The sequence below is a fragment of the Micromonospora sp. LZ34 genome, assembly GCF_052981855.1.
In genome coordinates this window covers 240,581-264,821 of the sequence record NZ_JBRIQN010000004.1, presented here as the reverse complement: position 1 = coordinate 264,821, position 24,241 = coordinate 240,581, and the positions used below count along the sequence as shown (strand labels likewise).

Sequence of the window (24,241 nt, the reverse complement as noted above, 5' to 3'; positions counted from 1 at the left end):
GGCTCCGAACGCGTCGCATCCGCAGGCCGGGTCTACGGCCGGGGTCCGGAGCATCGGGCGGCGGTTCAGCGCCGCGTGTCGGCCGGCCTGGACGATGTTGCCGGGCCGCGTCCCCTCGAACGTGGTGGACGCCGGGCACGGCCCGAACCCGGCCCAGGCACGGCGTGGGGGCCGGACACGGTGGGCCGGGCGCGGGCGCGTGCCCCGCCGGCCTGACCGGGGGTGGCTAGTGCGGTGGCCATTAACGTTCGCCGGGTTGGTCGGGGTTGGGGAATTGTCGTAGGGGTGGTGTTGGCTGGGGTTTGTGCCTCGCCGTCGGGATCCTGCCGCACTACGGGTTGTGCATCGCACGGCCCGCGTCGCGTTGCGGGTGACGGCGGGGCAGCGGCGGCGGTGTTTCGGCCTGCTCCGCTCGGCCGGTGACGTGTGGGCGTGCGTGTTGGAGGTCAACGCGTGGCGACGCCGCCGCCGCGACGCGCTGCTGGTCGGTTACCAGGAGTTGTGTCGGGAGTTGGCGGCGTCGGGGCCGGGTACGTTCGGCGAGTTGGACTCGGTGGGCGCGCGGTCGGTGCTGCGCCGGTTCTCCGACGCGTGGTTCGCGGCCGCGAAACGCCGCGCCGACGGTGACGTGTCGGCCCGGTTCCCGCGGCGGCGGCGGGGGCTGGTGCCGGTGCGCTGGTATCACGGCACGTTCACCATCGAGGGGCGCCGGGTGCGCATCCCGACCGCGACGGGCAACGCGCCGTTGTGGGTCCGGCTGGCACGGGACCTGCCGTATCCGATCGAGCAGGTCCGCTCGATCACCCTGCTGTGCGAGGGTGGCCGCCTGTTTCTCGACGTCACCGCCGAAGTCCCGATCACCGTCTACCCGCCGGGTGAGGAGCCGGATCCGGGTCGGGTGGCCGGGGTGGACCTGGGGATCATTCACCCGTACGCGGTGGCTGGCCCCGGCGGTGAGGGGCTGTTGGTGTCGGGGCGGGCGATCCGCGCCGAGCACCGCATGCACCTGGCCGACACCAAAGCCCGCCGCCGCGCCGTCTCGCACCGGGCCCCGAAACCGGGTCAGCGGGGGTCACGCCGGTGGCGCAAGTACCGCCGCCGGGCGCGGTTGGTGGAGGGCCGGCACCAGCGGCGGGTCCGCCAGGCCCAGCACGAGGCCGCCCGAACCGTCATCACCTGGGCCCAGCAGCAGCGGGTCGGAGTGCTGCACGTCGGCGACCCCCGCGGTGTGCTCGACATCGCTGCCGGGCGGCGGCACAACCTGCGACTACGGCAGTGGCAGATCGGCCGGCTCATCCAGATCCTGACGGACAAGGCCACCCTCGCCGGCATCACCGTCCGGCTCGTCGACGAACGCGGCACCTCCTCAACCTGCCCCGCCTGCCGACGGCGGGTGCCGAAACCTCGTGGGCGGACCCTGACCTGCCCGCACTGCCACTTTTCTGGGCACCGCGACCTTGTCGCGGCCGCCAGCATCGCCACCCGCACCCCGGGCGGCGGACCCACCACCCCCACAGTCACTGTGCTGCCGGAGGTGGTCACGCACCGTCGAGCCGGCCGGCACCTACCCGGCGCCGGCCGATCCCGACGTGACCCCCGCCGCCCACACCAGGCGGCGCGAGGATCAGTTGGCCCGCGGAGGCCCGCCCCACCATGTCGTGGGGAGTCGCTCGCCCTGCACGGCGAGGATCCACAAGCCCACCGAGCACCCGGTGAACGTTAGTGGACACCGCACTAGGCTCCGCCGATGCGGATCATCGAAGGCGCCGGGGTGTGGACGCCGCCCGCCGGGGCGGCCAACGACTGGGTGGAGCACCTGCGCGTGCCGGACCTGTCGGTGGGGACGTACTGCATCCCGGCCGGCGGGCTCGACGACCAGCGCCCGCACACCGAGGACGAAATCTACGTGGTCACCGCCGGGCGGGCCAGGATCGTGACACCGGACGGCGCGGCCGAGGTCGGCCGCGGTTCGGTGATCTTCGTGCCCGCGGGCGAGGAGCACCGGTTCGTGGAGGTCACCGAGGACCTGGCGCTGCTGGTGGTGTTCGGCCCGGCGTACGGCTCGCGCGCGCCGGGCCCGCCGACCGCCTAGCTCGGTCGGCCGGCGCCGCTTCAGCAGGCGACCGACCCACGGCACCAGGTCCCGGTCTGGCAGCGCGGCGGGCGCTCCGGCGGGTCAGGCCAGGGAGGCCCGCAGGGCGGCGTCCTTCTCGGCCACCAACTGCTCCAGGTCGGCCTGGTAGGCCGCCATCCGGTCGAGCAGGGTCCGGTCGGCGGCGCCGAGGATCCGCACGGCGAGCAGGCCGGCGTTGCGGGCGTTGCCGATCGAGACCGTGGCGACCGGGATGCCGGCCGGCATCTGCACGATGGAGAGCAGCGAGTCCATCCCGTCCAGGTGCTTCAGCGGCACCGGTACGCCGATCACCGGCAGCGGGGTGACCGAGGCGACCATGCCGGGCAGCGCCGCCGCGCCACCGGCGCCCGCGATGATCACCTTGAGGCCGCGGTCGGCGGCGGCCCGGCCGTAGTCGATCATCTTCACCGGGGTGCGGTGCGCCGAGACCACCTCGACCTCGTAGGGCACCTCGAACTCGTCCAGCACCTCGGCGGCGGCCTTCATGGTCGGCCAGTCCGAGTCGCTGCCCATGATCAGCCCGACGGTGGTCACTCGTGCCCCTCCCGTAGCCAGCGGGCGGCCCGCGTGGCCCGCGTCCTTACCTCGTCCAGGTCGTCGCCGAGCAGCGTGACGTGCCCGATCTTGCGCCCGGGGCGCACCTGCTTGCCGTAGAGGTGCACCTTCGCCCCCGGCTCGGCGGCGAAGAGGTGGTGCAGCCGCTCGTCGATCGACATCCCGCCGGGCTCGCCGCCGAGCACGTTCGCCATCACCACCACCGGCGCGGTCAGCGCGGTGTCGCCCATCGGGTAGTCGAGGACCGCCCGCAGGTGCTGCTCGAACTGCGAGGTGCGGGCGCCCTCGATGGTCCAGTGGCCGGAGTTGTGCGGCCGCATCGCCAGCTCGTTCACCACGATCCGGCTGCCGCCCGGCCCGGCCGGGTCGGCGACCTCGAACAGCTCGACCGCGAGCAGGCCCACCACGCCGAGCGAGGTGGCCAGGTCGATGGCGAGCTGCTGGGCGGCGACCGCCAGTTCCTCCGGCAGGTCGGGTGCCGGGGCCAGCACCTCGACGCAGATCCCGTCCCGCTGCACCGTTTCGACCACCGGGTACGCGGCGACCTGCCCGAACGGCGAGCGGGCCACCTGCACGGCCAGCTCGCGGCGCAGCGGCACCCGCTCCTCGACGATCAGCCTGGTCCCGCCGGCCAGCAGGGTGCCCGCCAGCTCGGCGGCCTGCGCCGGGCCGTCCACCAGCCAGACGCCCCGGCCGTCGTACCCGCCGCTGGCGGCCTTGAGCACCACCGGCCAGCCGACCTCGTCGCCGAAGCCGACCAGGTGGGCCGGCTCGCCGACCGGCCGCCACGCGGGGTTGGGCGCGCCCAGCTCGGTCAGCCGCTCGCGCATCGCCCGCTTGTCCTGGGCGTAGCGCAGCGCGTCGGCGGGCGGGTACAGCGTCACGCCCTCCGCGGCCAGCGTGCGGATGTGCTCGTTCGGCACGTGCTCGTGGTCGAAGGTGACCACGTCGCAGCCCTTGGCGAAGGTGCGCAGTGCGGCCAGGTCGGTGTGGTCGCCGTACTGGACGTCGGCGGCGACCAGCGCGGCACCGTCGTCGGGGGCCAGCGCCAGGACGCGCAGCGACTGGCCGAGGGCGATCGCGGACTGGTGGGTCATCCGGGCCAGCTGGCCGCCACCCACCATGCCGACAACAGGCAGACCGGTACGGGAATCCATAGCGGCGCCAGCCTATCCGGCCGGCCCGCCGCCGCCCCTACCGGCCGGCGAGCTGCCCGATCAGGTCCTCCACGTCTGTGACCGGGCGCTCGCAGACGAAACCCCGGCAGGCGTACGCGGTGGGCCGCCCGTCGAGCATCGGCCGGTCGGCGAGCAACGGCACCCCCGGCTGGTCGGCCCGGCCCGCCACGATCACCGCCCCGGGTGGGGCGTGCCGGTGCGCCGCCGCGACCAGCGGGTCGCCGGCCGGCTCCTCGGTGACCACGGCGATCTCGTACGGCCCGGAGAGCAGCGCCTCGCCGACGGTGGCCGCGTACCCGGTGAAGCGGGCGTGCCGGCCGACGATCGGCGCGACGGTGCCCAGCGCCGCCTCGGCCGCCTCCCGGTAGCGGGTCTCCCCGGTCAGCGCCGCGTACGCCACCAGCGCGGCGACGATCGCCGAGCGGCCCGAGGGGGTGGCGTTGTCGGTGGGGTCGGCCGGCCGGGTGACCAGCCGCTCGGCGTCGTCGGCGGTGTCGTAGAAGCCGCCGCCGGGCGCGGCGAACCGCTCCAGCGCGACGTCCAGCAGCCGCCCGGCCAGCTCCAGCCAGCGCCCCTCGCCGGTGAGTTGGTGCACGGCGCAGAACGCCTCGGCGACGCAGCCGTAGTCCTCCAGCACGCCGGCCGGCTCGCCGACCACGCCGCCCCGGGAGACCCGGCGCAGCCGGCCGGCCACCAGGTGCCGGTCGGCGAGCACCTCGGCGATCCGGGTCGCCGCGGCGGCGGTCACCGGGTCACCGGTGAGCGCGGTGTGCTCGACCAGCGCGGTGACCGCCAGCCCGTTCCAGGCGGCGACCACCTTGTCGTCGCGGGCCGGCTGCGGCCGGGTGTCGCGTACCTCGCGCAGCCGGGCCCGGACCCGCTCCCAGCGGCCGGCCACCGCCGGGTCCACGTCGTCCACGTCCCGGGCCAGCCGCAGCACGCTGGTGCCGTGCTCGAACGAACCGGCCTCGGTGACCGCGAACAGGTCGGCGGCGAAGCGGCCGTCCTCCTCCCCCAGCGCCTCGACCAGCTGCGCCGGCGTCCAGGCGTAGGTGAGCCCCTCGACCCCCTCGGTGTCCGCGTCCAGCGCGGAGGCCAGCCCACCCTCGGGGGTGCCCAGGTCGTCGATCATGAAGGCGGCCGTCTCGGCGGCGATCCGGGCCGCGAGGGGGTCGCCGGTGAGCCGCCAGAGCTGGGTGTACGCCCGCAGCAGCAGGGCGTTGTCGTAGAGCATCTTCTCGAAGTGCGGCACGGTCCAGTGCCCGTCCACGGAGTAGCGGGCGAAGCCCCCGGCGAGCTGGTCGTAGATGCCGCCCCGGGCCATCGCCTCGCAGGTGTGCCGGACGATCTCCAGGCTGCGCGCCGAGCCGGTGCGCTGGTGGTGCCGGAGCAGGAAGAGCAGGTTCATGTGCGGCGGGAACTTCGGCGCCCCGCCGAAGCCGCCGTTCGTCTCGTCGTACTCCTGGCCGAGCTGCTCGGCCGCGGCGTCGAGCAGTTCGGCGTCCAGCGGCGCGGTGGGCCCGCCCACGGCCTGGGCGCCGCCGATCGCCTCGACCACCGCGGCGCCCTGCCGCACGACCGCCTCCCGCTGGTCCCGCCAGGCGGTGGCGACCGACTGCAGCAGCCGGACGAAGTTGGCCCGCGGGTAGTAGGTGCCGCAGAAGAACGGGGTGCCGTCCGGGGTGGCGAAGACGGTCATCGGCCAGCCGCCCTGGCCGGTCATCGCCTGGGTGGCGGTCATGTAGACCGCGTCGACGTCCGGCCGCTCCTCCCGGTCCACCTTGACGCACACGAAGTCGTCGTTCATCAGGGCGCCGACCTGCTCGTTCTCGAACGACTCGTGGGCCATCACGTGGCACCAGTGGCAGGCGGCGTAGCCGACCGAGATGAGCACCGGGACGTCCCGCCGCTTCGCCTCGGCGAACGCCTCGTCGCACCACGGCCACCAGTCGACCGGGTTGTCGGCGTGCTGGAGGAGGTACGGGCTCGTGGCGTGGGCGAGTCGGTTCACCCGACGACCATAACCAGCCCCCGTCGGGACCGCCCGCCGGTCAGGAGGCGTCGTCGGCGCGGAGCGGGAAGACGTTCGGGCGGGCCTCGTCGAGGAGGGTGCCGAGGACGGCGCCGATCTTGTCGGCCGGCATCGGCTTGAAGAAGTGGTAGCCCTGGGCGGCGGTGCAGCCCAGCTCGGCCAGGGCGATCCGCTGCTCGGCGGTCTCCACCCCCTCGGCGACCACCCGCAACCCCAGCTCGTGGGCGAGCCCGACGGTGGTCCGGACGATCGCCGCCGCCTCCGGCGATTCCACCATCCGGATCACGAAGGAACGGTCCACCTTCAACTCGTCCACCGCGATCCGGGTCAGGAAGGTGAGCGAGGAGAAGCCGGTGCCGAAGTCGTCCACGGCGAGCTGCACACCCATCGACCGGAGGGTGGCGAGCACCTCGTCGATCACCTCGAGTTCGCTCATCACCACGGTCTCGGTGATCTCCAGGACCAGCCGCTGCGGCGGGACCTGGTGCCGGCGCAGCGCCTCGGCGATCTCGGTGGGCAGCCGCGGGTCGAGCAGGCTGCGCGCCGAGAGGTTCACCGAGATCGGCACGTCCAGCCCTTCGCGGGCCCACTCGGCGGCCACCGAGAGCGCCTTGTCCAGCACGTAGCGGGTGAAGGTGCCGAGCTGCTCGCTGTTCTCCACGGGGCGGATGAAGTCGACCGGGCCGAGCCAGCCGCGGCGCGGGTGGCGCCAGCGGATCAGCGCCTCCACCCCGGTCGGCGCCCCGGTGGTGAGGTCCACCGCCGGCTGCAACGCCAGCACCAGCTGGTCGTCGGCGGCCAGCGCCTCGCGCAGCTCGGCCAGCAGGGCCAGCTGGTCGGTGCTGGCCGCGTCCCGGGCCGAGTCGTACGCGGCGACGCTGCCGCCGCCATCCTTGGCCTGGTACATCGCGATGTCGGCCCGGCGCAGCAACTCGGTCAGGTCGGCGGTGCCGGCGTCGGCGACCACCACGCCGACGGAGACCTCCACGGACATCCGCACCCCGGCCACCTCGGTCGGGGCGGCCAGCCGCTCGGCGATCTCGCGGGCCTGGCGCAGCGCGTACGCCATCGGCGCGGTCCGGCCGCCGACCACCGGGACCGAGGTCAGCAGCAGCGCGAACTCGTCGCCGCCGAGCCGCCCGAGCAGGTCGCCGGAGCGGGCCAGGGTGCCCAGCCGGTTGGCGGTCAGCCGCAGCAGCTGGTCGCCGGCCGCGTGCCCGAGGGTGTCGTTGACCTCCTTGAACTGGTTGATGTCCAGCAGCAGCAGCGCCACCGGGTGGTCGTGCGCGAGCTGCCGCAGCGCCTGGTCGCCCTTGCTGAGCATGGCCGCCCGGTTGACCAGGCCGGTGAGCTGGTCGTGCACCGCCTCGTACGACGATCGGGCGGTGACCAGCCGCAGCTCCCGGTGGGTCGCGGCGTCGTGCAGCGCGGCGGCCAGGGCATCGCCGAAGGCGGCCACCGCGTCGCGCTCCCGGACGCTCGGCGGCGCCGACCGGGGGAACCGGACCCGTAGTTCGCCGACCCGGGCGGTGCCCACGGTCAGGGTGCGGACCAGCTCGTGCTCGTCCGGTTCGGCACGGCCGGGCGGGTCGACCTCGCGGTCGACCACCTGACCGGCCGCGTCGCCCCGGTAGCGGTGCCACCGGCCGTCGCCCCGGGCCACGTCGACGTCGATCAGCTCGGCGTTGAAAAGGGTCAGCGCGCCGGTCACCGCCGCGGTGGCCACCCCCCGCTCGTCGAGCTGGTTCAGCGCGGCGGTGGCCTCGGCGAACGCCCGCCAGGTGCGCCGCTCCTGGTCGGCCCGGAGCCGGTGCCGGTAGGTCTGCTGGAGCAGCCAGAGCGGCGGCGGGAGCAACAGCAGCCAGCGCGCGTCGATCTCCAGCAGGGTCACCACGATCAGGCCGACGGCGACGTTGCCGACGAACATCAGCAGCTTGCCGCGGAGCGCGGCGAGCAGGGGCGGCCCGATCGGGACGCCGTGCCGCAGCGCCAGGGTCACCCCACCCAGCCAGGCGGTGGCGAGCAGGTAGGTGACCGAGCCGGCGACCACGGCGAGCGCGAGCGCCGGGGTGGGCGCGGTCAGCAGCGGCTGGCCGAGCGCGGTGGTGACCGACACGGCCAGCGCGGTGGCGGCGGTGAGCGACACCGCGATGCGCACCACCTCGAGCGCGCCGCGGCGCTCGCCGAACAGCGAGATCGCCGACCAGGCCAGCCCCGCGCCGAGCAGGGTGGCGGCCGGAAGCCAGCCGGCCGGCACCAGGTAGAGGCAGATGATCAGCGCGGCCTCGCCCCAGGTGATGCTCACCATGCCGGCGGCGGTGCGGAACCGCAGCCGGGCCAGCTGGGCGAGGGCGAGCACGGCGACCGCGACGCCGAACCGGGCGGGGCCGCCGAGCGGATCGTCGGCCGGCAGCCGGGTCGGCAGGGTCAGCCCCACCGTGGCGGCGACCAGCGCGGTCAGGGCGACGGCGGCGGTGAGCAGGAGGACCCGCGGCGGCGTGCCGCGGATTCCGAGCCGGTCGAACTGCTCGCCGGCCCGGTCGGAGGTCACCGACCCCCTCCCGTCGGCCGCCGGACGGTACGGCGGGCAGCCGCGACTGTGTCGGTCATCGGCGCCCCCTCCCGCGCACGGCTCGGGGACGCGTGGTCCCCCCGGCGGAAGGCTAAGCCAAACCCGGTGGTCGCAACAGGGGGCGACGACCCGGTTCGGCGTGAATCATGCGGGGACTAGCCGTTGCGGTCCTGCTGACGCCCGTTGGGAGCGTTCGTGGATGAATCCTGCGAGCCGGTCCCGTCTGTCGGATCGACGACTGCGGCGTCCGCCCGGCCCGGCTCGGCCGACTGCGCCTGCGCGGGGAACCGGTCCGGCAGCCGGCGCAGCCGAGCGTTCATGTTGCGGATCAACAGGACGGTTGCGGTGCCCAGCAGCAGGATGAGGAGGAGACCCATCGGGCCGGCCAGGCCACCCGTGCGGGTGTCCCCGAAGTTGTTCTCCGCGAGCACCTGGGCAGCGGTCAGCATGGCGTTCCTCCGATGTGCGACTGGCCCCCAGCGTAGCGCCGCGCCCGGTCAGCGGGCATGTACCGTCTCGCGCACCCCGGCGAAGAGGTCCGACTCGGGCAGCGGGCTGTCGACCATCGACCGGGCGAGCTGGAAGTCCTCGGTGGGCCAGGCGCGCCGCTGGAGCTCCATGGGGACGTGGAACCAGAAGCCGTCCGGGTCGACCTGGGTGGCATGGGCGCGCAGGGCGTCGTCGCGGACCGGGAAGTATTCGGCGCATTCGACCCGGGTGGTGATCCGGCTGCCCTTGTCGGGCCGGTCCTCCCAGCGCTCGAGCCACTCCTGGTAGGGCGACTCCAGGCCGGCGGCCAGCATCGCCTCGTGCAGCGCCATGATCTTGCCCTTGGAGAACCCGACGTCGTAGTAGAGCTTGAGCGGCTGCCACGGCGCGCCCAGTTCCGGGTAGCGCTCCGGGTCGCCGGCGGCCTCGAAGGCGGCCACGCTGACCTTGTGGCACATGATGTGGTCGGGGTGCGGGTAGCCGCCCTCCTCGTCGTACGTGGTGACGACGTGCGGACGGAACTCGCGCATCAGGCGCACCAGCGGCCCGGCGGCCACCTCGACGTCCTGCAGGGCGAAGCAGCCCTCGGGCAGCGGCGGCAGCGGGTCGCCCTCGGGCAGGCCGGAGTCGACGAAGCCCAGCCAGGCCTGCTCGACGCCGAGGATCGCCCGGGCGGCGTCCATCTCGGCGCGGCGGATGTCGCCGATGTTGGCCCAGACGTCCGGCCGGTCGAGCTTCGGGTTGAGCACGCTGCCGCGCTCACCGCCGGTGCACGTCACGACCAGGACGTCCACCCCCTCGGCGACGTACTTCGCCATGGTCGCGGCGCCCTTGCTCGACTCGTCGTCCGGGTGCGCGTGGACGGCCATGAGTCGCAGTTGCTCTGCCAACGTGCGCTCCTCGTCTGTGCCCAGCCGCGGGCCCGACCCGGGCCGCTCTGCTGACCTGCCGAAATCCTGCCCGGCCCGGAGACCGTCGGCACCGAAGTGTCATCCTTGACACCGAAGCCGGACCGGGAGGATGAACTCCCATTCTTGCGGATGCCGCCGACAACAACGCCAGGAGATACCCGCCGGTGACCGAGACGCACGCCACAATCCCGCCGGGCACGCCCGTATTCCCGCCCGGGAGGTACGGCCGCCGCCGCGAGCCCGGCCGCCGCCGGCCGCTGCTGGCGGCGCTGCTGGCGGTGGTCCTGGTGGCGCTGCTCGGCCTGGTCACGGTCCGGCTCTACCGGCAGTACGGCGATCCGAACTACAAGGCCCAGGTGATCACGTACACGGGCATCACGGACACCCAGGTGCTGGTCGACTTCCGGGTGACCGTGCCGGACGGCGGATCGGCGGTCTGCGTGCTGCGCGCCCGGGACCGCGCCGGCGCCGAGGTGGCCCGCGAGGAGGTGACCGTGTCCGCGCCGTCCGGCGAGCGGCACGTCACCACCCGGCACCGCCTGGTGACCAGCGCACGGCCGTTCATCGGCGAGGTGCTGCGCTGCCGGCCGGCCGCCTGAGCGGCCGGCGCACCGCCGGTGCCCGGAACGGGCACGGGTGGTGATCAGCGACACCCCGTGTCGTACCGCACTGGTAACTTGGAAGTTCACCTGTCAGCCAGCCACGCACATCTGAGGAGATCGCCTGTGTCCAACGGCAACGAGGCGCCCGCCACCTGGCTGTCCCAGGACGCTTACGACCGCCTGAAGGCCGAGCTCGACGAGCACATCGCGAACCGACCGGTCATCGCCGCCGAGATCAACGCTCGGCGGGAGGAGGGCGACCTGCGGGAGAACGGTGGCTACCACGCCGCCCGCGAGGAGCAGGGCAAGGCGGAAGGGCGCATCCGCTACCTCCAGGAGCTGCTGCGCACTGCCAAGGTCGGCGAGGCGCCGTCCGCCGACGCGGTGGCACCCGGCATGGTCGTGACCATCTACTTCGACGACGACAAGGACGACACCGAGACCTTCCTGCTCGGGTCCCGGGAGATCGCGTCGACCACCGACCTGACGGTCTACAGCCCCGAGTCCGCGCTCGGCAAGGCGATCCTGGGTGGACGGGCCGGCCAGACCTGCACCTACACGGCGCCCAGCGGCGCCGACATCAAGGTGACAGTGGTCAGCTTCGAGCCGTTCTCCGGCTGAACCCCGACCGGGCGCACCGCGCCCGGCGGCATCGCGCAGGACCGAGGCGTGGCACCGGCGGTGTCACGCCTCGGCCGCGAAGACCACCTGGTAGCCGCTGGCCCGCAGCGCGCTGATCAGCGTGTCGGAGTGCTCCACCCCCCGGGTCTCCACCGACAACGCCACCTCCACCTCGCCGAGCCGCAGGTGCGGGTTGGCCCGCTGGTGCTCGACGTCCACCACGTTCGCCCGGTGCTCGGCGATCTCGCCGAGCAGCGAGGCGAGCTGGCCGGGCCGGTCCGAGCAGCGCACGGTGAACCGCAGATAGCGGCCGGCGGCGGCCAGGCCGTGCTCGATCACCCGCAGCATCAGCAGCGGGTCGATGTTGCCGCCGGAGAGCACCGCCACCACCGGCGCCTCGACCTCCACCGCGCCGGCCAGCAGTGCGGCCACCCCGACCGCGCCGGCCGGCTCCACCACCTGCTTGCCCCGTTCCAGCAGCATCAGCAGCGCCCGGGAGATGTCCTCCTCGGAGACGGTCACGACCTCGTCGACCAGCTTGCGGACGTGGGTGAAGGTGATCTCCCCCGGCCGGCCCACCGCGATGCCGTCCGCGATGGTCGCGAACGCGGGCAGTCGGACCGGCTCACCCGCGGCGAGCGAGGGCGGGAAGGCCGCCGCGCCGGCCGCCTGTACCCCGATCACCCGTACGTCCGGGCGCAGCGCCTTGGCCGCGACCGCCATGCCCGAGATCAGCCCACCGCCGCCGACCCCGGTGATGATCGTCTTGACGTCCGGGCACTGTTCCAGGATCTCCAGCGCCACGGTGCCCTGGCCGGCGATCACGTCCCGGTGGTCGAACGGGTGGATCAGCACCGCGCCGGTGCGCTCGGCGAAGGTCTGCGCCGCCACCAGCGCCTCGTCGACGTTGTTGCCGACCAGTTCGACCTGGGCGCCGTACCCCTTGGTGGCCGCCACCTTCGGCAGCGGCGCGTTCACCGGCATGAAGACGGTCGCGTGCGTGCCGACCAGCCCGGCGGCGAGCGCGACACCCTGGGCGTGGTTGCCGGCGCTCGCCGCGACCACGCCGCTGGCCCGCTCCGCCTCCGACAGCCGGCAGATCCGCACGTACGCGCCGCGCACCTTGTACGAACCGGCCCGCTGGAGGTTCTCGCACTTGAGCCAGGCCGGGCCGCCCAGCACCGCGCTCAGCGGGCGGGAGGGCTCCAGCGGCGTGGTGCGGGTGACGCCGGCGAGCAGGTCCCGCGCGGCCCGTACGTCGGCGAGACCGACCAGTTCCGTCATGCCCCGATCGTGCCACCCGCCACCCCGCCCACCACCACCGACGCCCCGCGCCGCTACGTCTCCGCGATCTTGCACTTGTGGCCCACAAAACGCACCGTCTGCCCCGGTTTGCCGAGGGGGAACTGCAAGATCGGTGAGGTCAGATGGCGGTGACGGGGACCTGGGGGTAGCCGGGGGCGTGGCGGGACCAGGGGGCCTCCATCTCGAACTGGCCGGCCACGCCGAGCAGCAGCAGCTCCGAGCCGGGCGGGCCGACCAGCTGCACCGCCACCGGCAGCCCGTCCGGGCGGCGGCCGACTGGCACCACCAGCGCGGGCAGGCCGGCGATGTTCCACGGCGCCGCATAGGGGGCGTAGCGGATGTTCGCCACCATGTTCGCCCGCCAGGACCGGCCGGACCAGCTCGCGGCCTCCGGCGGCGAGGCGGCCAGCGCCGGAGTGAGCAGCAGGTCCACCGAGTGGTCGGTGAAGAAACCGATGGACCGCTCCCGCCAGGCGACCCGGTCGGCCTCCCGCACGTACCCGCGCCGCTGCGCCCACTCGCCGAGGGCGACGTGCCGCCGGCTGCGGCGTTGCAGGCTGCGCCGGTCCAGGCCGGCGGCCCGCGCGTCGGCGGCCGCCGCGGCGAACCAGGTGGCGATCCCCTGCAGGCCGAGCGCGGCCGGGTAGACCGGGTCGGCGGGGACGGTGTCGTGGCCGGCCGCGGCGAGCAGCCGGCCGGCGGCGGCGACCGCGTCCCGGTTGGGCTGGTCGGGACGGACCCCGCGCACCGGCGAGCGGAGCGAGACGCCGACCCGCAGCCGCTGCGGCGGAACCAGCTTCTCGGGCCGGCGACCGGCCAGCACCGAGAAGCCGACCGCCGCGTCGGCGACGGTGGTGGCCAGGATGCCGTGCTCGGTGAGACCGAACCAGTCCTCCGCGCCGAGCTGGCAGGGAACCACGCCCCGGCCGGGCTTGAGCCCGATCAGACCGCAGCAGGCGGCGGGGATGCGGATCGAGCCGAGGCCGTCGTTGGCGTGCGCGATCGGCACCAGGCCGGCGGCGACCGCGGCGGCCGCGCCGCCCGAGGACCCGCCGGGGGTGCGGCCGGTGTCCCAGGGGTTGCGGGTCACCGCGGTTTCGTCGTCAGTGAGGCCCCAGAGGCCGAGCTCCGGCATCCGGGTCACCCCGAGGATCACCGCGCCGGCCCCGCGCAGCCGGCGGACCACCTCGTGGTCGGCCTCCGCCACCGGGGTACGCACCGCGGCCGACCCGTTCCAGGTGGGCAGCCCGGCGACCGGGGTGTTCTCCTTGACCGCCACCGGCACCCCGGCCAGCGGCAGGTTGGCGAGGTCCTCCTGCTCGTCGACCTTCTCCGCCTCGGTGATCGCCTCCCCGCCGCGCACCGCGCGGAACGCGGCGAGGTCGGCGTCGGCCCGGGCGATGTGGTCGAGGTGGTCGGCGACCACCTGGGTGGCGGAGACGTCGCCCCGGCGTACGCCGCGGGCGATCTGCTTGGCGGTCGCCCCCACCCAGGTCGGCATGATGTCCTGCACGGCCACCCTCCCCAGCCAGCGGTCAGCCCAGCGCCTGCTCCAGATCGGCGAGCAGGTCGTCGACCGTCTCGATGCCGACAGACAGTCGCACGAGATCGCCGGGAACTTCAAGCGGCGAGCCGGCGGCACTTGCGTGTGTCATCCGGCCCGGGTGCTCGATCAGGGATTCCACCCCGCCGAGCGACTCGGCGAGCACGAAGAGCTTCGCCCGGTTGCAGATCTCCACCGCGTGGTCCTCGCCGCCGGCGGCCCGGAACGAGATCATGCCGCCGAACCGGCGCATCTGCTTCGCGGCCACCTCGTGGCCGGGGTGCGCGGGCAGGCCCGGGTAGATGACCTGGGCCACCTTGGCGTGCCCGTCCAGGTACGCGGCGATCCGCTCGGCGTTGTCGCAGTGCCGGTCCATCCGTACGCCCAGGGTCTTGATCCCGCGCAGGGTGAGCCAGGCGTCGAACGGCCCGTTGATCGCGCCCATCGCGTTCTGGTGGTAGCGCAGTTCCTCGCCGAGCCCGGCGTCGGCCGCGACCAGCGCCCCACCGACCACGTCGGAGTGGCCGCCGATGTACTTGGTGGTGGAGTGCACCACCACGTCCGCGCCGTGCGCGATGGGCTGCTGCAGGTACGGCGACGCGAAGGTGTTGTCGACCACCAGCAGGGCGCCCGCGTCGTGCGCGACGGCGGCCAGCGCGGCGATGTCGGCGATGCCGAGCAGCGGGTTGGTCGGCGTCTCCAACCAGACGATCTTCGTCCGTCCGGGCTGGACGGCGGCCCGGATGGCGTCCGGGTCGGAGACCTTGGCCGGGGTGAAGTCCAGCCCCCACCGCTGGGCGACCCGGGCGAAGAGCCGGTACGTGCCGCCGTACGCGTCGTCCGGGATCACCACGTGGTCACCCGGCTTGCAGACCGTCCGCAGCAGGGTGTCCTCGGCGGCCAGGCCACTGGCGAAGGCGAGCCCGACCGGACCGCCCTCCAGCGCGGCGAGGCACTCCTGGAGCGCGTCGCGGGTCGGGTTGCCGGAGCGGCTGTACTCGTAGCCCTGCCGGGGCGCGCCGACGGCGTCCTGGGCGTAGGTGCTGGTCTGGTAGATCGGTGGGATCACCGCGCCGGTGCGGGCCTCGGGGTCCTGACCGGCGTGGATGGCGAGCGTCTCGAAGCCGTGACTCATCCCGTGAGGCTAGCCCCCGGAGCCGGGCGCGGCGCCGCAACCCGCGCTGCCCTCGGCGACCCGGGCACCCGGTTACCCTGCCGGGATGAGCGGGTGCGTGTTCTGCGGGATCGTGGCGGGCGAGGTCCCGGCGTTCCGGGTCACCGACGAGCCGGACGGGGTCGCGTTCCTGGACACCCGGCCGGTCTTCAAGGGGCACGTGCTCGTGGTGCCCCGCACCCACCTGGTCACCCTGGCCGACCTGCCGGCCGACGCGCTCGCCGGCTACTTCGGCCTGGTGCGGCGGATCGCGGGGGCCGTCGAGACCGGTCTGGGGGCCGGCGGGACGTTCGTGGCGATGAACAACAAGGTGTCCCAGTCCGTGCCGCACCTGCACACCCACGTGGTTCCGCGGACCAAGGGGGACGGACTGCGCGGCTTCTTCTGGCCCCGCACCCGCTACGCCGACGACGAGGAGGCCATGGAGTACGCGGCGCGAATCAGGGCTGCGCTCGCCCCGGCCTGACGTTGCCGCCCGGTTGTTGTTCGGAACAGTTCTCCCGAGCGTGGCGAACAAAACAGGGGCTTTTGTTCGGTACAGTTAAATTTTCTCTTCCCGAACAACTTTGGAGCCTGAACGATGTCCGGACCGGGCCGGCCCACTCGCGCGGCGGTGTACCAACGGATGGAGGAGGCCGTTCGGGAACTGCGAGAACGCCTGGGTGGTCTTCCCACACCCGGCGAGGCGGAGGACATCTGGTCCGACATCTGGCACCAGGAGGCGCACAACAGCACCGCCATCGAGGGGAACACGCTCGTCCTGCAGGAGGTGGAGAAGCTCCTCGAGGAGGGCCGGGCGGTCGGCGCCAAACCGCTGCGCGACTACATGGAGGTCAAGGGCTATGCCGACGCGGCCAGGTGGGTCTATGGACAGGCGCTCGAGCCTGGCGACTGGCAGACCGGAGCGCTTCTGTCGCTGCAGGAGGTACGGCACATCCACTACCTGGCGATGACGCCGGTCTGGACCGTCGCGCCTCACCCACACGCTACGGACGCGGAGGGGCCCGGCCAATTCCGTCGCCACGAGATCGCCCGCTTTCCCGGTGGCATGAAGCCGCCGCCCTGGCCGGAGGTGGACGCCGGAATGCATGGCTGGTTGGCCAGAACGAACGAACTGTCCCAGGAGGCGGAGATCCCGCTGGCCGAGCGTCTTGCAATCCGGCACAACGAGTTCGAAGCCATTCATCCCTTCCTGGACGGCAACGGTCGTACCGGACGGCTCGTGTTGAGTCTCTTGCTCGGCAGGCTCGGATACCCGCCGGCGATCATCTACAAGCGCGATCGAGAGGCGCATCTGCGCGCGATGCGAAGGGCGGACGCCGGGGACGCCGGCCTGCTGGGCGAACTGATCGCCCGGAGTGTCACCGCCAACCTGTACCGATTCGTCATGCCCGCCGTGGCCGGTCCCGTGAAGTTGCTTCCCCTGCCGGCGCTCGCCACCCGCGACCTCTCGGAGAATGCGCTCCGGGTAGCGGCCGCGCGCGGGCGCCTGAGAGCGATCAAGGGCGACGACGGTACCTGGCGAAGCAGTCGGAAATGGGTGAACGACTACACGCGGAGCCGATACAGGCGGCGCCCGCCGGGCTGAGTGGTGGTGGGGCGGGTAAGGAAGCGGGGTCCGCCGGCGTTGCACGCTGGGAGAGGACGAAAGGAGTCCCACGTGTTCCTGCGCCGTATGAAGGCCGAACTCCCCACCCCGGACCAGGCCCTGCCGGGCCGCCTGATCGCGACGCCGGTGGCCGACCGGCACGAGGTGCTGGGCACCCCGCTGAAGGGCCCGTTCCCCGAGGGCGCGCAGGTCGCCGTCTTCGGGATGGGCTGTTTCTGGGGCGCCGAGCGGCTGTTCTGGACCCTGCCCGGGGTGTTCACCACCTCCGCCGGCTACGCGGGCGGCATCACGCCGAACCCGACGTACGAGGAGGTCTGCTCCGGGATGACCGGGCACACCGAGGCGGTCCAGGTGGTCTACGACCCCAGCAAGATCAGCTACGAGGACCTGCTCAAGGTCTTCTGGGAGAACCACGACCCGACCCAGGGCATGCGTCAGGGCAACGACGTGGGCACCCAGTACCGGTCGGCGATCTACGCGACCACCGACGAGCAGCTCGTCACCGCGGAGGCGTCGCGGGACGCGTTCGCGCCGATCGTGGCGCGGGCCGGCAAGGGCGAGATCACCACGGAGATCCGCCGGCTCGGCAACTACTACCTGGCGGAGGACTACCACCAGCAGTACCTCGCGCCGACGAAGAACCCGAACGGGTACTGCAACCACGGCCCGAACGGGCTGAGCTGCCCGGTCGGCGTGGCGCGTACCGCCGGCTGAACGTCCTGACAGTCCGATTCCGGGCCTGCGGTGTTTTTCACACCGCAGGCCCGGTACATATCCGGCATCCGGCCCGGCCGGCACAGGAACCGCCGCCCGGGATCATCGGTTACCGAGAGTGGCGGGCATCCTAGCGGACCTGTCACTCGACTGTCATCGTCCCAACAGGCGAGCTGCACCATCCTCTGGCAGCATGGGCTCGCATGTGCGGACTTGCGGGTGAGTTCCGCCGTGACGGTTCACGCGCCGAGGTAGCGGCGGTGGAGCGCATGGCGGCCACGATGAGTGACCGAGGGCCCGACGACAGCGGGGTCTGGTCCCAGGGCCGGACGGCCCTCGGGCACCGACGCCTCAAGATCATTGACCTCTCCGCCGCGAGCGGGCAGCCGCTGGTCGACGCCGAGGTCGGGCTGACCGGCGTCTTCAACGGCTGCGTCTACAACTACCGCGAACTGCGGGCGGAACTCGCGGCCAAGGGCCACCGCTTCTTCTCCGCCGGCGACAGCGAGGTCGTGGTCAAGGCGTACGCCGAGTGGGGCCCCGACTTCGTCGACCACCTGGTCGGCATGTTCGCCGTGGCGATCAGCGAGCGGGACACCGGCCGGCTGGTGCTGGCCCGGGACCGGCTCGGGATCAAGCCGCTCTACCTGGCCGAGACGCCGGACGTGGTGCGCTTCGCCAGCACCCTGCCCGCGCTGCTGGCCGGCGGCGGCGTCGACACCGGCATCGACCCGGTCGCGCTCGCCCACTACCTGAGCTTCCACAGCATCGTGCCGCCCCCGCGCACCATCCTGCGCGGGGTGACCAAGCTGCCCCCGGCCACCGTCCGGGTCTACGAGCCGGACGGCCGCAGTCACGACCGGGTCTACTGGCACCCGGCCTTCACCCGCTCCGCCGAGCGGGCCGGCTGGTCCGAGCGGGACTGGCAGGACGCCCTGCTGGAGTCGCTGACCACCGCCGTACGCCGGCGGATGGTGGCCGACGTGCCGGTCGGCGTGCTGCTCTCCGGCGGCCTGGATTCCAGCCTGGTGGTCGCCTTGCTCGCCGAGCAGGGGCAGCGTGGGCTCGCCACCTTCTCCATCGGCTTCGATGCGGTCGGCGGCCGGGAGGGCGACGAGTTCGTCTACTCCGACCTGGTGGCGAAGACCTTCGAGACCGACCATCACCAGATCAAGATCGCCGCCGGCGACCTCGTGCCGCCGCTGGAGGCCGCCGTCGCGGCCATGTCCGAACCGATGGTCAGCCACGACTGCGTCGCGTTCTACCTGCTCAGCGAGGTGGTCGCGGAGCACGTGAAGGTGGTCCAGTCCGGGCAGGGCGCGGACGAGATCCTCGGCGGCTACCACTGGTACCCGCCGCTGGCCGGCGTCGACCGGGAGCGGGCCGTCGAGACGTACGCCAAGGCGTTCTTCGACCGGGACGCGGCCGGCCTGGCCCGGGTGCTGAACCCGGCGTGGCTGACCGACGGCGACCCGGCGCGGGAGTTCGTGGCCGCGCACCTGGCCCGGCCCGGCGCGCAGACCGCGGTCGACGCGGGCCTGCGGATCGACACCCAGGTGATGCTGGTCGACGACCCGGTGAAGCGGGTGGACAACATGACCATGGCGCACGGGCTGGAGGCCCGGATGCCCTTCCTCGACCACGAGTTCGTCGAACTCGCCGCCGGCTGCCCGCCAGAGTTGAAGCTGGCCCAGGGCGGCAAGGGCGTGCTCAAGGAGATCGGCCGCCGGGTGCTCCCGCACCAGGTCATCGACCGGCCCAAGGGGTACTTCCCGGTGCCCGGCCTCACCCACCTGGAGGGGAAGCTCCTCGACCGCGTCCGTGACGCGCTCACCGCTCCCGAGGCCCGCCGCCGCGACCTGTTCCGCGCCGACTACGTCGCCGGGCTGCTCGCCGACCCGAACGCCGAACTGACCCCGCTGAACGGAAACAAGCTGTGGCAACTCGGACTCCTGGAAATGTGGCTCCAGAGCCACGGAATCGACTGACCGTGACCGACACCCTCGCGACCGGGGCGGCCCGCACCGACCGGGCCCGCCACACCAACCGGCGCTACGAGCGGGTCGGTCCCGGCGGTGACCCGGTGGCGCCGGGCGCCGACGAGCGGCCGACCGGCGACGCGGGCGTGGTGTTGGACTGCGGCTGGGGCCGGCTGGTCTTCGGGCAGACCTTCGCCGACCAGGCCGCCGTCGCCGACGTGCTGCGCTCCGAGGCGGCCGGCTCCCGGGACATCTGCATCTACCTGCGCGATCCGCACGTGCTGGTCTCCCGGCTGCCGGACGAGCTCTTCATCGACCCGTCGCTGACCTACCGGCTGCCGCTCGGCGCGGACCGGCCGGCCGCCGCCGACACGCCGGTCGACCTGCCGGGGGTACGCGTCCGGCCGCTGCGCGACGCCGCCGACGCGGACGCGGTGAACCGGATCTACGCGGCCAACGGGATGGTGACCGCGCCGGTCGACGTGCTGGTCGACAACGCCCGCTCCGACCGCTTCCTGCACCTGGTCGCCGAGGCGGCCGGGGGCGGGATCGTCGGCACGATCACCGGCGTGGACCACGTCGCGGTCTTCGACGACCCGGAGCGCGGCGCCAGCCTCTGGTGCCTCACCGTCGACTTCAACCAGGCCCCGCCCGGCACCGGGCAGGTGCTGATCACCGAACTGGCCGCCCGGTTGGTCGCGCGCGGCCGGGCGTACGTGGACCTGTCCGTGCTGGCGGAGAACGACGGCGCGATCCGGCTCTACGAGCGGCTCGGCTTCCACCGGACCGCCACGCTCTGCGTGAAGCGGAAGAACCCGATCAACGAGCGGCTCTTCCTGCCCGCCATGCCGGAGGGCTACGACCGGCTCAACCCGTACGCGAAGATCGTCGCCGACGAGGCGATGCGCCGGGGCATCCGGGTGGAGGTGACCGACCCCGCCTGGGGCGAGCTGCGGCTCACCAGCGGTGGCCGGACCGTACTCACCCGGGAGTCGCTGTCGGAGCTGACCTCGGCGGTGGCGATGAGCCGCTGCGACGACAAGCGGGTCACCCGGCGGATCCTCGCCGAGGCCGGCCTGTCCGTGCCGCGCGGCCGGACCGCCACCGGCGACGACGGCGACACCGCCTTCCTGGCCGAGGTCGGCCGGGTGGTGGTGAAGCCGGCGCGCGGCGAGCAGGGCAACGGCATCACCGTCGGGGTGGCCAGCCCCGCGGCGCTGGCCGCCGCGGTCGAGCTGGCCGCCCGGTTCTGCCCGGACGTGCTGATCGAGGAGCTGCGCACCGGCGAGGACCTGCGGGTGATCGTGATCGACCACGAGGTGGTGGCCGCGGCGGTGCGCCGGCCGGCCGCGATCACCGGGGACGGGGTGCACGACATCGCCGAGCTGATCGAGCGGCAGAGCCGCCGCCGGGCGGCCGCCACCGGCGGCGAGTCCCGGATCCCGGTCGACGAGCTGACCCGGGACGTGCTGGCCGAGGCCGGTTACGCCCTGCGCGACGTACTGCCCGAGGGGCAGGTGCTGGTGGTCCGCCGTACCGCCAACCTGCACACCGGCGGCACCATCCACGACGTCACCGGCGAGCTGCACCCGGTGATCGCCGAGGCGTGCGTGGCCGCGAGCCGGGCGCTGGACATCCCGGTCACCGGGCTGGACCTGCTGGTGCCCGCCCCGGACCGGCCCGAGCACGTCTTCATCGAGGCGAACGAGCGGCCCGGCCTGGCCAACCACGAGCCGCAGCCGACCGCCGAGCGCTTCGTGGACCTGCTCTTCCCCGGCACCCGGGCCCCGCAGCGGCTCTGGTCGCCACCCCGCCCGGGAGGCGCCGCGTGAGCCCGCGACCGCTCGAGATCGACCTGGACTACCTGCGCCGGGTGCTGGTGGAGCTGCTGGAGATCCCGAGCCCGTCGGGGCGTACCGACCACGTGCAGCAGTACGTCGGCGAGCGGCTCTCCGCGCTCGGCATCGGCTCCACGCTGACCCGGCGCGGGGCGCTGAGCGCCTGCCTGCCCGGCCCCCGCGCGACCGGCGCCGACCGGGCGGTCGTGGTGCACACCGACACCATCGGCGGGATGGTGAAGCGGCTCAAGGAGAACGGCCGGCTGGAGCTGAAGCCGATCGGCACGCACAGCGCCCGGTTCGCCGAGGGCGCGCACGTGCGGATCTTCACCGACGACCTCGACCGGGTCGTCACCGGCCAGGTGCTGCCGCTCAAGGCCAGCGGGCACCGGTACAACGAGGGCGTCGACTCCCAGGGCATCGGCTGGGAGCAGGTCGAGGTACGGGTCGACGAGCCGGTCTCCGACGTCGCCGGCCTGCGGGCGCTCGGCATCGACGCGGGCGACTTCGTGGCGTTCCTGCCCAACCCGACGGTCACCCCCGGCGGGTACGTCAAGTCCCGGCACCTCGACGACAAGGCCGGCGTCGCCGCCGTGCTGACCGCGTTCAAGGCACTGGTCGACGCGGGCGTACGCCCGGCGGTCACCGCGCACCTGCTGGTCACGGTGACCGAGGAGATCGGGCACGGCGCCTCGCACGGCCTCGACCCGGACGTGGCGGAGATCGTGTCGGTCGACGCCGCGGTGGTCGCGCCCGGCCAGCAGTCCCGCGAGGACGCGGCCACCCTGGCGATGGGCGACGGGGTCGGGCCGTTCGACTACCACCTGACCCGCAAGCTGGCCGCGATCGCCGCCGAGCACGGGGTGCACCTGGTCCGGGACGTCTTCGACTACTACCGCTCGGACGTGGCGGCGGCGGTGGAGGCCGGTGCGCACGCCCGGGTGGCGCTGCTCGGCTTCGGCGTCGACGCCACCCACGGGCACGAACGCACCCACCTCGACGGACTGCGCCAGCTCACCCAACTGCTCTGCCTCTACCTGCAGAGCGACCTCGTCTTCCCCGAGTGGGACGCGGAACCGGAGGGCGACCTGGCCGACTTCCCGTCGCTGGCGGTGCAGCCGGCCGCCGGGGACGGCCCGCGCGAGGGCCCGATCGGCATCGCCGGAACCAGCTGAGGCCGGCCGGAATTCCCGCCGGCGTTGTGATCGAAATCCGTTGCCGGGTGCCACGGGCACTGGATAGCGTGACGGTACACGGGAAAGGAGGTGGTCCAGACTTGTATAGCAATCGGACTCGTGAGGTGGCTGTCCGCTAGCCGCTGTCCTCGACAGTAATCCCGTCCGCCGCGAGGCGGGCACAGGCACCATCGTCGAGACCGTGTGGCAGCGGTGCGGCGAATCCACGACAGCCACCCGACCCCCGGGGTGCCGGCCTCAGTCCAGCCGGCCCGCGCGCGAGCGCGGAAACCCCGGGGGTCGCTTCATGTTTCCCGGCGGGCGCCGGACCGAGCAGCCGGAGGATCGGCGTGTCGATGCGCGAGCTGGTGGTGCTCGGGACGGCCAGCCAGGCGCCGACCCGGCAGCGCAACCACAACGGCTACGTGCTGCGCTGGGACGACGAGGTGATCCTCTTCGACCCGGGCGAGGGCAGCCAGCGGCAAATGCTGCACACCGGCGTGACGGCCACCGACCTGACCCGCGTCTGCGTCACCCACTTCCACGGCGACCACTGCCTGGGCCTGCCCGGCACCATCCAGCGGCTCTCCCTGGACCGGGTGCCGCGCCCGGTGCCGATGCACTTCCCGGCCGGCGGCGCCGAGTACTTCGCCCGGCTGCGGCACGCCGCCAGCTTCCACGAGACCGCCGAGCTGCGGGTCGAGCCGATCGAGACCGACGGGCAGCGGATCGCCCTGGGGTGCGGCACGCTGGAGGCCCGCCGGCTGCGGCACCCGATCGAAACCTACGGCTACCGGCTGGTCGAGCCGGACGGGTGCCGGATGCTGCCGGAGAAGCTGGCCGCGTACGGCATCAGCGGCCCGGCGGTCGGCGAGCTGATCCGGGTCGGCCACCTGGACCTCGACGGACGCCGCGTCACCCGGGACGAGGTGAGCGTCCCCCGACCCGGACAGCGGTTCGCCTTCGTGATGGACACCGGCCTCTGCGACGGGGTGTACGCCCTGGCCGAGCACGCCGACCTGCTGGTCATCGAGTCGACCTTCCTCGACTCGGAGGCCGCGCTCGCCGCCGAGGTCGGCCACCTGACCGCGGCCCAGGCCGCGCGGGTGGCGGCCGAGTCGGGGGTACGCCGGCTCGTGCTCACCCACTTCTCCCAGCGCTACCCCGACGCGAGCCGCTTCGCCGACGAGGCGCGCGCGCACTTCGACGGCGATCTGGTGATCGCCGAGGACCTGATGACCGTGCAGGTGCCGCCACGCCGGGTAGCCTCGGCCGGGTGACCGTCACCCTCCGCCGCGCGGTGCCGGGCGACCTGATGGCGGTCGGCGCGCTGCACCAGCGCTCCCGGGTCGCCGCGTACTCGCCCTTCCTGCCGGCGACGGCGCTGGCCGACCCGACGCCCGAGGTGCTGGGCGGCTACTGGGTCGAGCGGTGGGCCTGGGAGCGGGACACCCACCTGATGACCGTCGCGGAGCGCGCCGGGACGCTGGTCGGCTTCAGCTACGTCGGCCCGGACGACGAGGGCGACCCGGCGACCGGGCTGCTCTACGCCATCCACCTGGACCCCGCCGAGCGGGGGCGCGGCACGGGTCGCGCGCTGATGGTCGACGCGCTCGCCACCATGCGGTCCCGCGGCTGGTCCCGGGCCGCGCTCTGGGTGCTGGCGGAGAACACCTCCGCCCGCGGCTTCTACGAGCGGGGCGGCTGGACGGCCACCGGCGCCGAACGGGAGGACCTGATCGGGTCGGCGGTCACCACCCAGCTGCGCTACGCCCGGCCGCTGTGACCGGGCGTTCGCTCTGAGCTGATC

At 73.5% G+C, this 24,241-nt stretch carries 20 protein-coding genes and 2 pseudogenes; 12 read left to right on the top strand and 10 right to left on the bottom strand.

The genetic code is table 11. The features are described 5' to 3' along the window. Positions 1-340 precede the first annotated feature (340 nt). Together ACVCAH_RS07385 and ACVCAH_RS07380 are read left to right on the top strand one after the other, a co-directional pair. A complete protein-coding gene (locus ACVCAH_RS07385; protein WP_447135280.1) occupies positions 341-1,723 on the top strand; it encodes an RNA-guided endonuclease InsQ/TnpB family protein in 1,383 nt (460 codons plus the stop codon). Positions 1,724-1,747: 24 nt separating this feature from the next. After that, positions 1,748-2,092: a cupin domain-containing protein gene (locus tag ACVCAH_RS07380; RefSeq protein WP_447135279.1), complete on the top strand. Its 345-nt coding sequence runs from the start codon at positions 1,748-1,750 to the stop codon at positions 2,090-2,092. Positions 2,093-2,176: 84 nt separating this feature from the next. On the opposite strand, the gene purE is transcribed toward ACVCAH_RS07380, so the two are convergent. From purE to mca, 7 genes and pseudogenes are all read right to left on the bottom strand, one after another. Then, on the bottom strand, positions 2,177-2,668 hold the full coding sequence (gene purE, locus ACVCAH_RS07375; protein ID WP_447135278.1) for a 5-(carboxyamino)imidazole ribonucleotide mutase: 492 nt from the start codon (positions 2,666-2,668) through the stop codon (positions 2,177-2,179). Then, on the bottom strand, positions 2,665-3,846 hold the full coding sequence (locus ACVCAH_RS07370; RefSeq protein ID WP_447135277.1) for a 5-(carboxyamino)imidazole ribonucleotide synthase: 1,182 nt from the start codon (positions 3,844-3,846) through the stop codon (positions 2,665-2,667). The genes purE and ACVCAH_RS07370 overlap by 4 nt, the downstream gene beginning before the upstream one ends. Before the next feature lie 37 nt (positions 3,847-3,883). Beyond that, positions 3,884-4,594, bottom strand: a pseudogene (locus ACVCAH_RS07365) (hypothetical protein); the annotation flags it as partial. Between the two features lie 53 nt (positions 4,595-4,647). Next, positions 4,648-5,878: pseudogene (locus ACVCAH_RS07360) on the bottom strand (thioredoxin domain-containing protein); the annotation flags it as partial. A gap of 40 nt (positions 5,879-5,918) precedes the next feature. After that, complete coding sequence (locus tag ACVCAH_RS07355) at positions 5,919-8,408, bottom strand: EAL domain-containing protein (RefSeq protein WP_447135346.1); 2,490 nt, start codon at positions 8,406-8,408, stop codon at positions 5,919-5,921. Between the two features lie 218 nt (positions 8,409-8,626). After that, positions 8,627-8,920: a hypothetical protein gene (locus ACVCAH_RS07350; RefSeq protein ID WP_447135276.1), complete on the bottom strand. Its 294-nt coding sequence runs from the start codon at positions 8,918-8,920 to the stop codon at positions 8,627-8,629. A gap of 48 nt (positions 8,921-8,968) precedes the next feature. Further along, on the bottom strand, positions 8,969-9,850 hold the full coding sequence (gene mca, locus ACVCAH_RS07345; protein ID WP_447135275.1) for a mycothiol conjugate amidase Mca: 882 nt from the start codon (positions 9,848-9,850) through the stop codon (positions 8,969-8,971). A 185-nt stretch (positions 9,851-10,035) separates the two neighbouring features. On the opposite strand from mca, the gene ACVCAH_RS07340 reads away from it, so the two are divergent. After that, entirely contained in the window at positions 10,036-10,470 is a 435-nt protein-coding gene (locus ACVCAH_RS07340; RefSeq protein WP_447135274.1) for a DUF4307 domain-containing protein, read from the top strand. Between the two features lie 126 nt (positions 10,471-10,596). Further along, positions 10,597-11,094: a transcription elongation factor GreA gene (gene greA, locus ACVCAH_RS07335; protein WP_447135273.1), complete on the top strand. Its 498-nt coding sequence runs from the start codon at positions 10,597-10,599 to the stop codon at positions 11,092-11,094. Positions 11,095-11,157: 63 nt separating this feature from the next. Here greA and ilvA read toward each other — a convergent pair whose 3' ends face one another. From ilvA to ACVCAH_RS07320, 3 genes are all read right to left on the bottom strand, one after another. Continuing rightward, complete coding sequence (ilvA, locus tag ACVCAH_RS07330; protein ID WP_447135272.1) at positions 11,158-12,378, bottom strand: threonine ammonia-lyase; 1,221 nt, start codon at positions 12,376-12,378, stop codon at positions 11,158-11,160. Between the two features lie 139 nt (positions 12,379-12,517). Next, entirely contained in the window at positions 12,518-13,918 is a 1,401-nt protein-coding gene (locus tag ACVCAH_RS07325; RefSeq protein WP_447135271.1) for an amidase, read from the bottom strand. A gap of 16 nt (positions 13,919-13,934) precedes the next feature. Beyond that, complete coding sequence (locus ACVCAH_RS07320; RefSeq protein ID WP_447135270.1) at positions 13,935-15,077, bottom strand: cystathionine gamma-synthase; 1,143 nt, start codon at positions 15,075-15,077, stop codon at positions 13,935-13,937. A gap of 85 nt (positions 15,078-15,162) precedes the next feature. Here ACVCAH_RS07320 and ACVCAH_RS07315 point away from each other — a divergent pair, with 85 nt between their 5' ends. The 8 genes from ACVCAH_RS07315 (at position 15,163) to ACVCAH_RS07280 (ending at position 24,217) form a co-directional block, all read left to right on the top strand. Next, a complete protein-coding gene (locus ACVCAH_RS07315; protein ID WP_447135269.1) occupies positions 15,163-15,582 on the top strand; it encodes an HIT family protein in 420 nt (139 codons plus the stop codon). A gap of 159 nt (positions 15,583-15,741) precedes the next feature. Continuing rightward, positions 15,742-16,704, top strand: a complete 963-nt coding sequence (locus ACVCAH_RS07310) for a Fic family protein (protein ID WP_447135268.1) — start codon at positions 15,742-15,744, stop codon at positions 16,702-16,704. 72 nt (positions 16,705-16,776) lie between these two features. Then, a complete protein-coding gene (msrA, locus tag ACVCAH_RS07305; protein ID WP_447135267.1) occupies positions 16,777-17,439 on the top strand; it encodes a peptide-methionine (S)-S-oxide reductase MsrA in 663 nt (220 codons plus the stop codon). Positions 17,440-17,642: 203 nt separating this feature from the next. Beyond that, on the top strand, positions 17,643-19,427 hold the full coding sequence (locus ACVCAH_RS07300) for an N-acetylglutaminylglutamine amidotransferase (protein WP_447135266.1): 1,785 nt from the start codon (positions 17,643-17,645) through the stop codon (positions 19,425-19,427). 2 nt (positions 19,428-19,429) lie between these two features. Continuing rightward, entirely contained in the window at positions 19,430-21,250 is a 1,821-nt protein-coding gene (ngg, locus tag ACVCAH_RS07295; RefSeq protein ID WP_447135265.1) for an N-acetylglutaminylglutamine synthetase, read from the top strand. Continuing rightward, entirely contained in the window at positions 21,247-22,431 is a 1,185-nt protein-coding gene (locus ACVCAH_RS07290) for an osmoprotectant NAGGN system M42 family peptidase (protein ID WP_447135264.1), read from the top strand. The genes ngg and ACVCAH_RS07290 overlap by 4 nt, the downstream gene beginning before the upstream one ends. 350 nt (positions 22,432-22,781) lie before the next feature. Beyond that, on the top strand, positions 22,782-23,711 hold the full coding sequence (locus ACVCAH_RS07285) for a ribonuclease Z (RefSeq protein ID WP_447135263.1): 930 nt from the start codon (positions 22,782-22,784) through the stop codon (positions 23,709-23,711). Further along, complete coding sequence (locus ACVCAH_RS07280; protein ID WP_447135262.1) at positions 23,708-24,217, top strand: N-acetyltransferase family protein; 510 nt, start codon at positions 23,708-23,710, stop codon at positions 24,215-24,217. The genes ACVCAH_RS07285 and ACVCAH_RS07280 overlap by 4 nt, the downstream gene beginning before the upstream one ends. Positions 24,218-24,241: the final 24 nt, after the last annotated feature.

What these genes read in the sequence shown, in the direction of transcription:
- ACVCAH_RS07380 (WP_447135279.1), top strand. Translation starts at nt 1,748, where the DNA reads ATGCGGATCATCGAAGGCGCCGGGGTGTGGACGCCGCCCGCCGGGGCG.
- ACVCAH_RS07370 (WP_447135277.1), bottom strand. Translation starts at nt 3,846, where the DNA reads ATGGATTCCCGTACCGGTCTGCCTGTTGTCGGCATGGTGGGTGGCGGC.
- ACVCAH_RS07350 (WP_447135276.1), bottom strand. Translation starts at nt 8,920, where the DNA reads ATGCTGACCGCTGCCCAGGTGCTCGCGGAGAACAACTTCGGGGACACC.
- ilvA (WP_447135272.1), bottom strand. Translation starts at nt 12,378, where the DNA reads ATGACGGAACTGGTCGGTCTCGCCGACGTACGGGCCGCGCGGGACCTG.
- ACVCAH_RS07320 (WP_447135270.1), bottom strand. Translation starts at nt 15,077, where the DNA reads ATGAGTCACGGCTTCGAGACGCTCGCCATCCACGCCGGTCAGGACCCC.
- ACVCAH_RS07315 (WP_447135269.1), top strand. Translation starts at nt 15,163, where the DNA reads ATGAGCGGGTGCGTGTTCTGCGGGATCGTGGCGGGCGAGGTCCCGGCG.
- ACVCAH_RS07310 (WP_447135268.1), top strand. Translation starts at nt 15,742, where the DNA reads ATGGAGGAGGCCGTTCGGGAACTGCGAGAACGCCTGGGTGGTCTTCCC.
- ACVCAH_RS07300 (WP_447135266.1), top strand. Translation starts at nt 17,643, where the DNA reads ATGTGCGGACTTGCGGGTGAGTTCCGCCGTGACGGTTCACGCGCCGAG.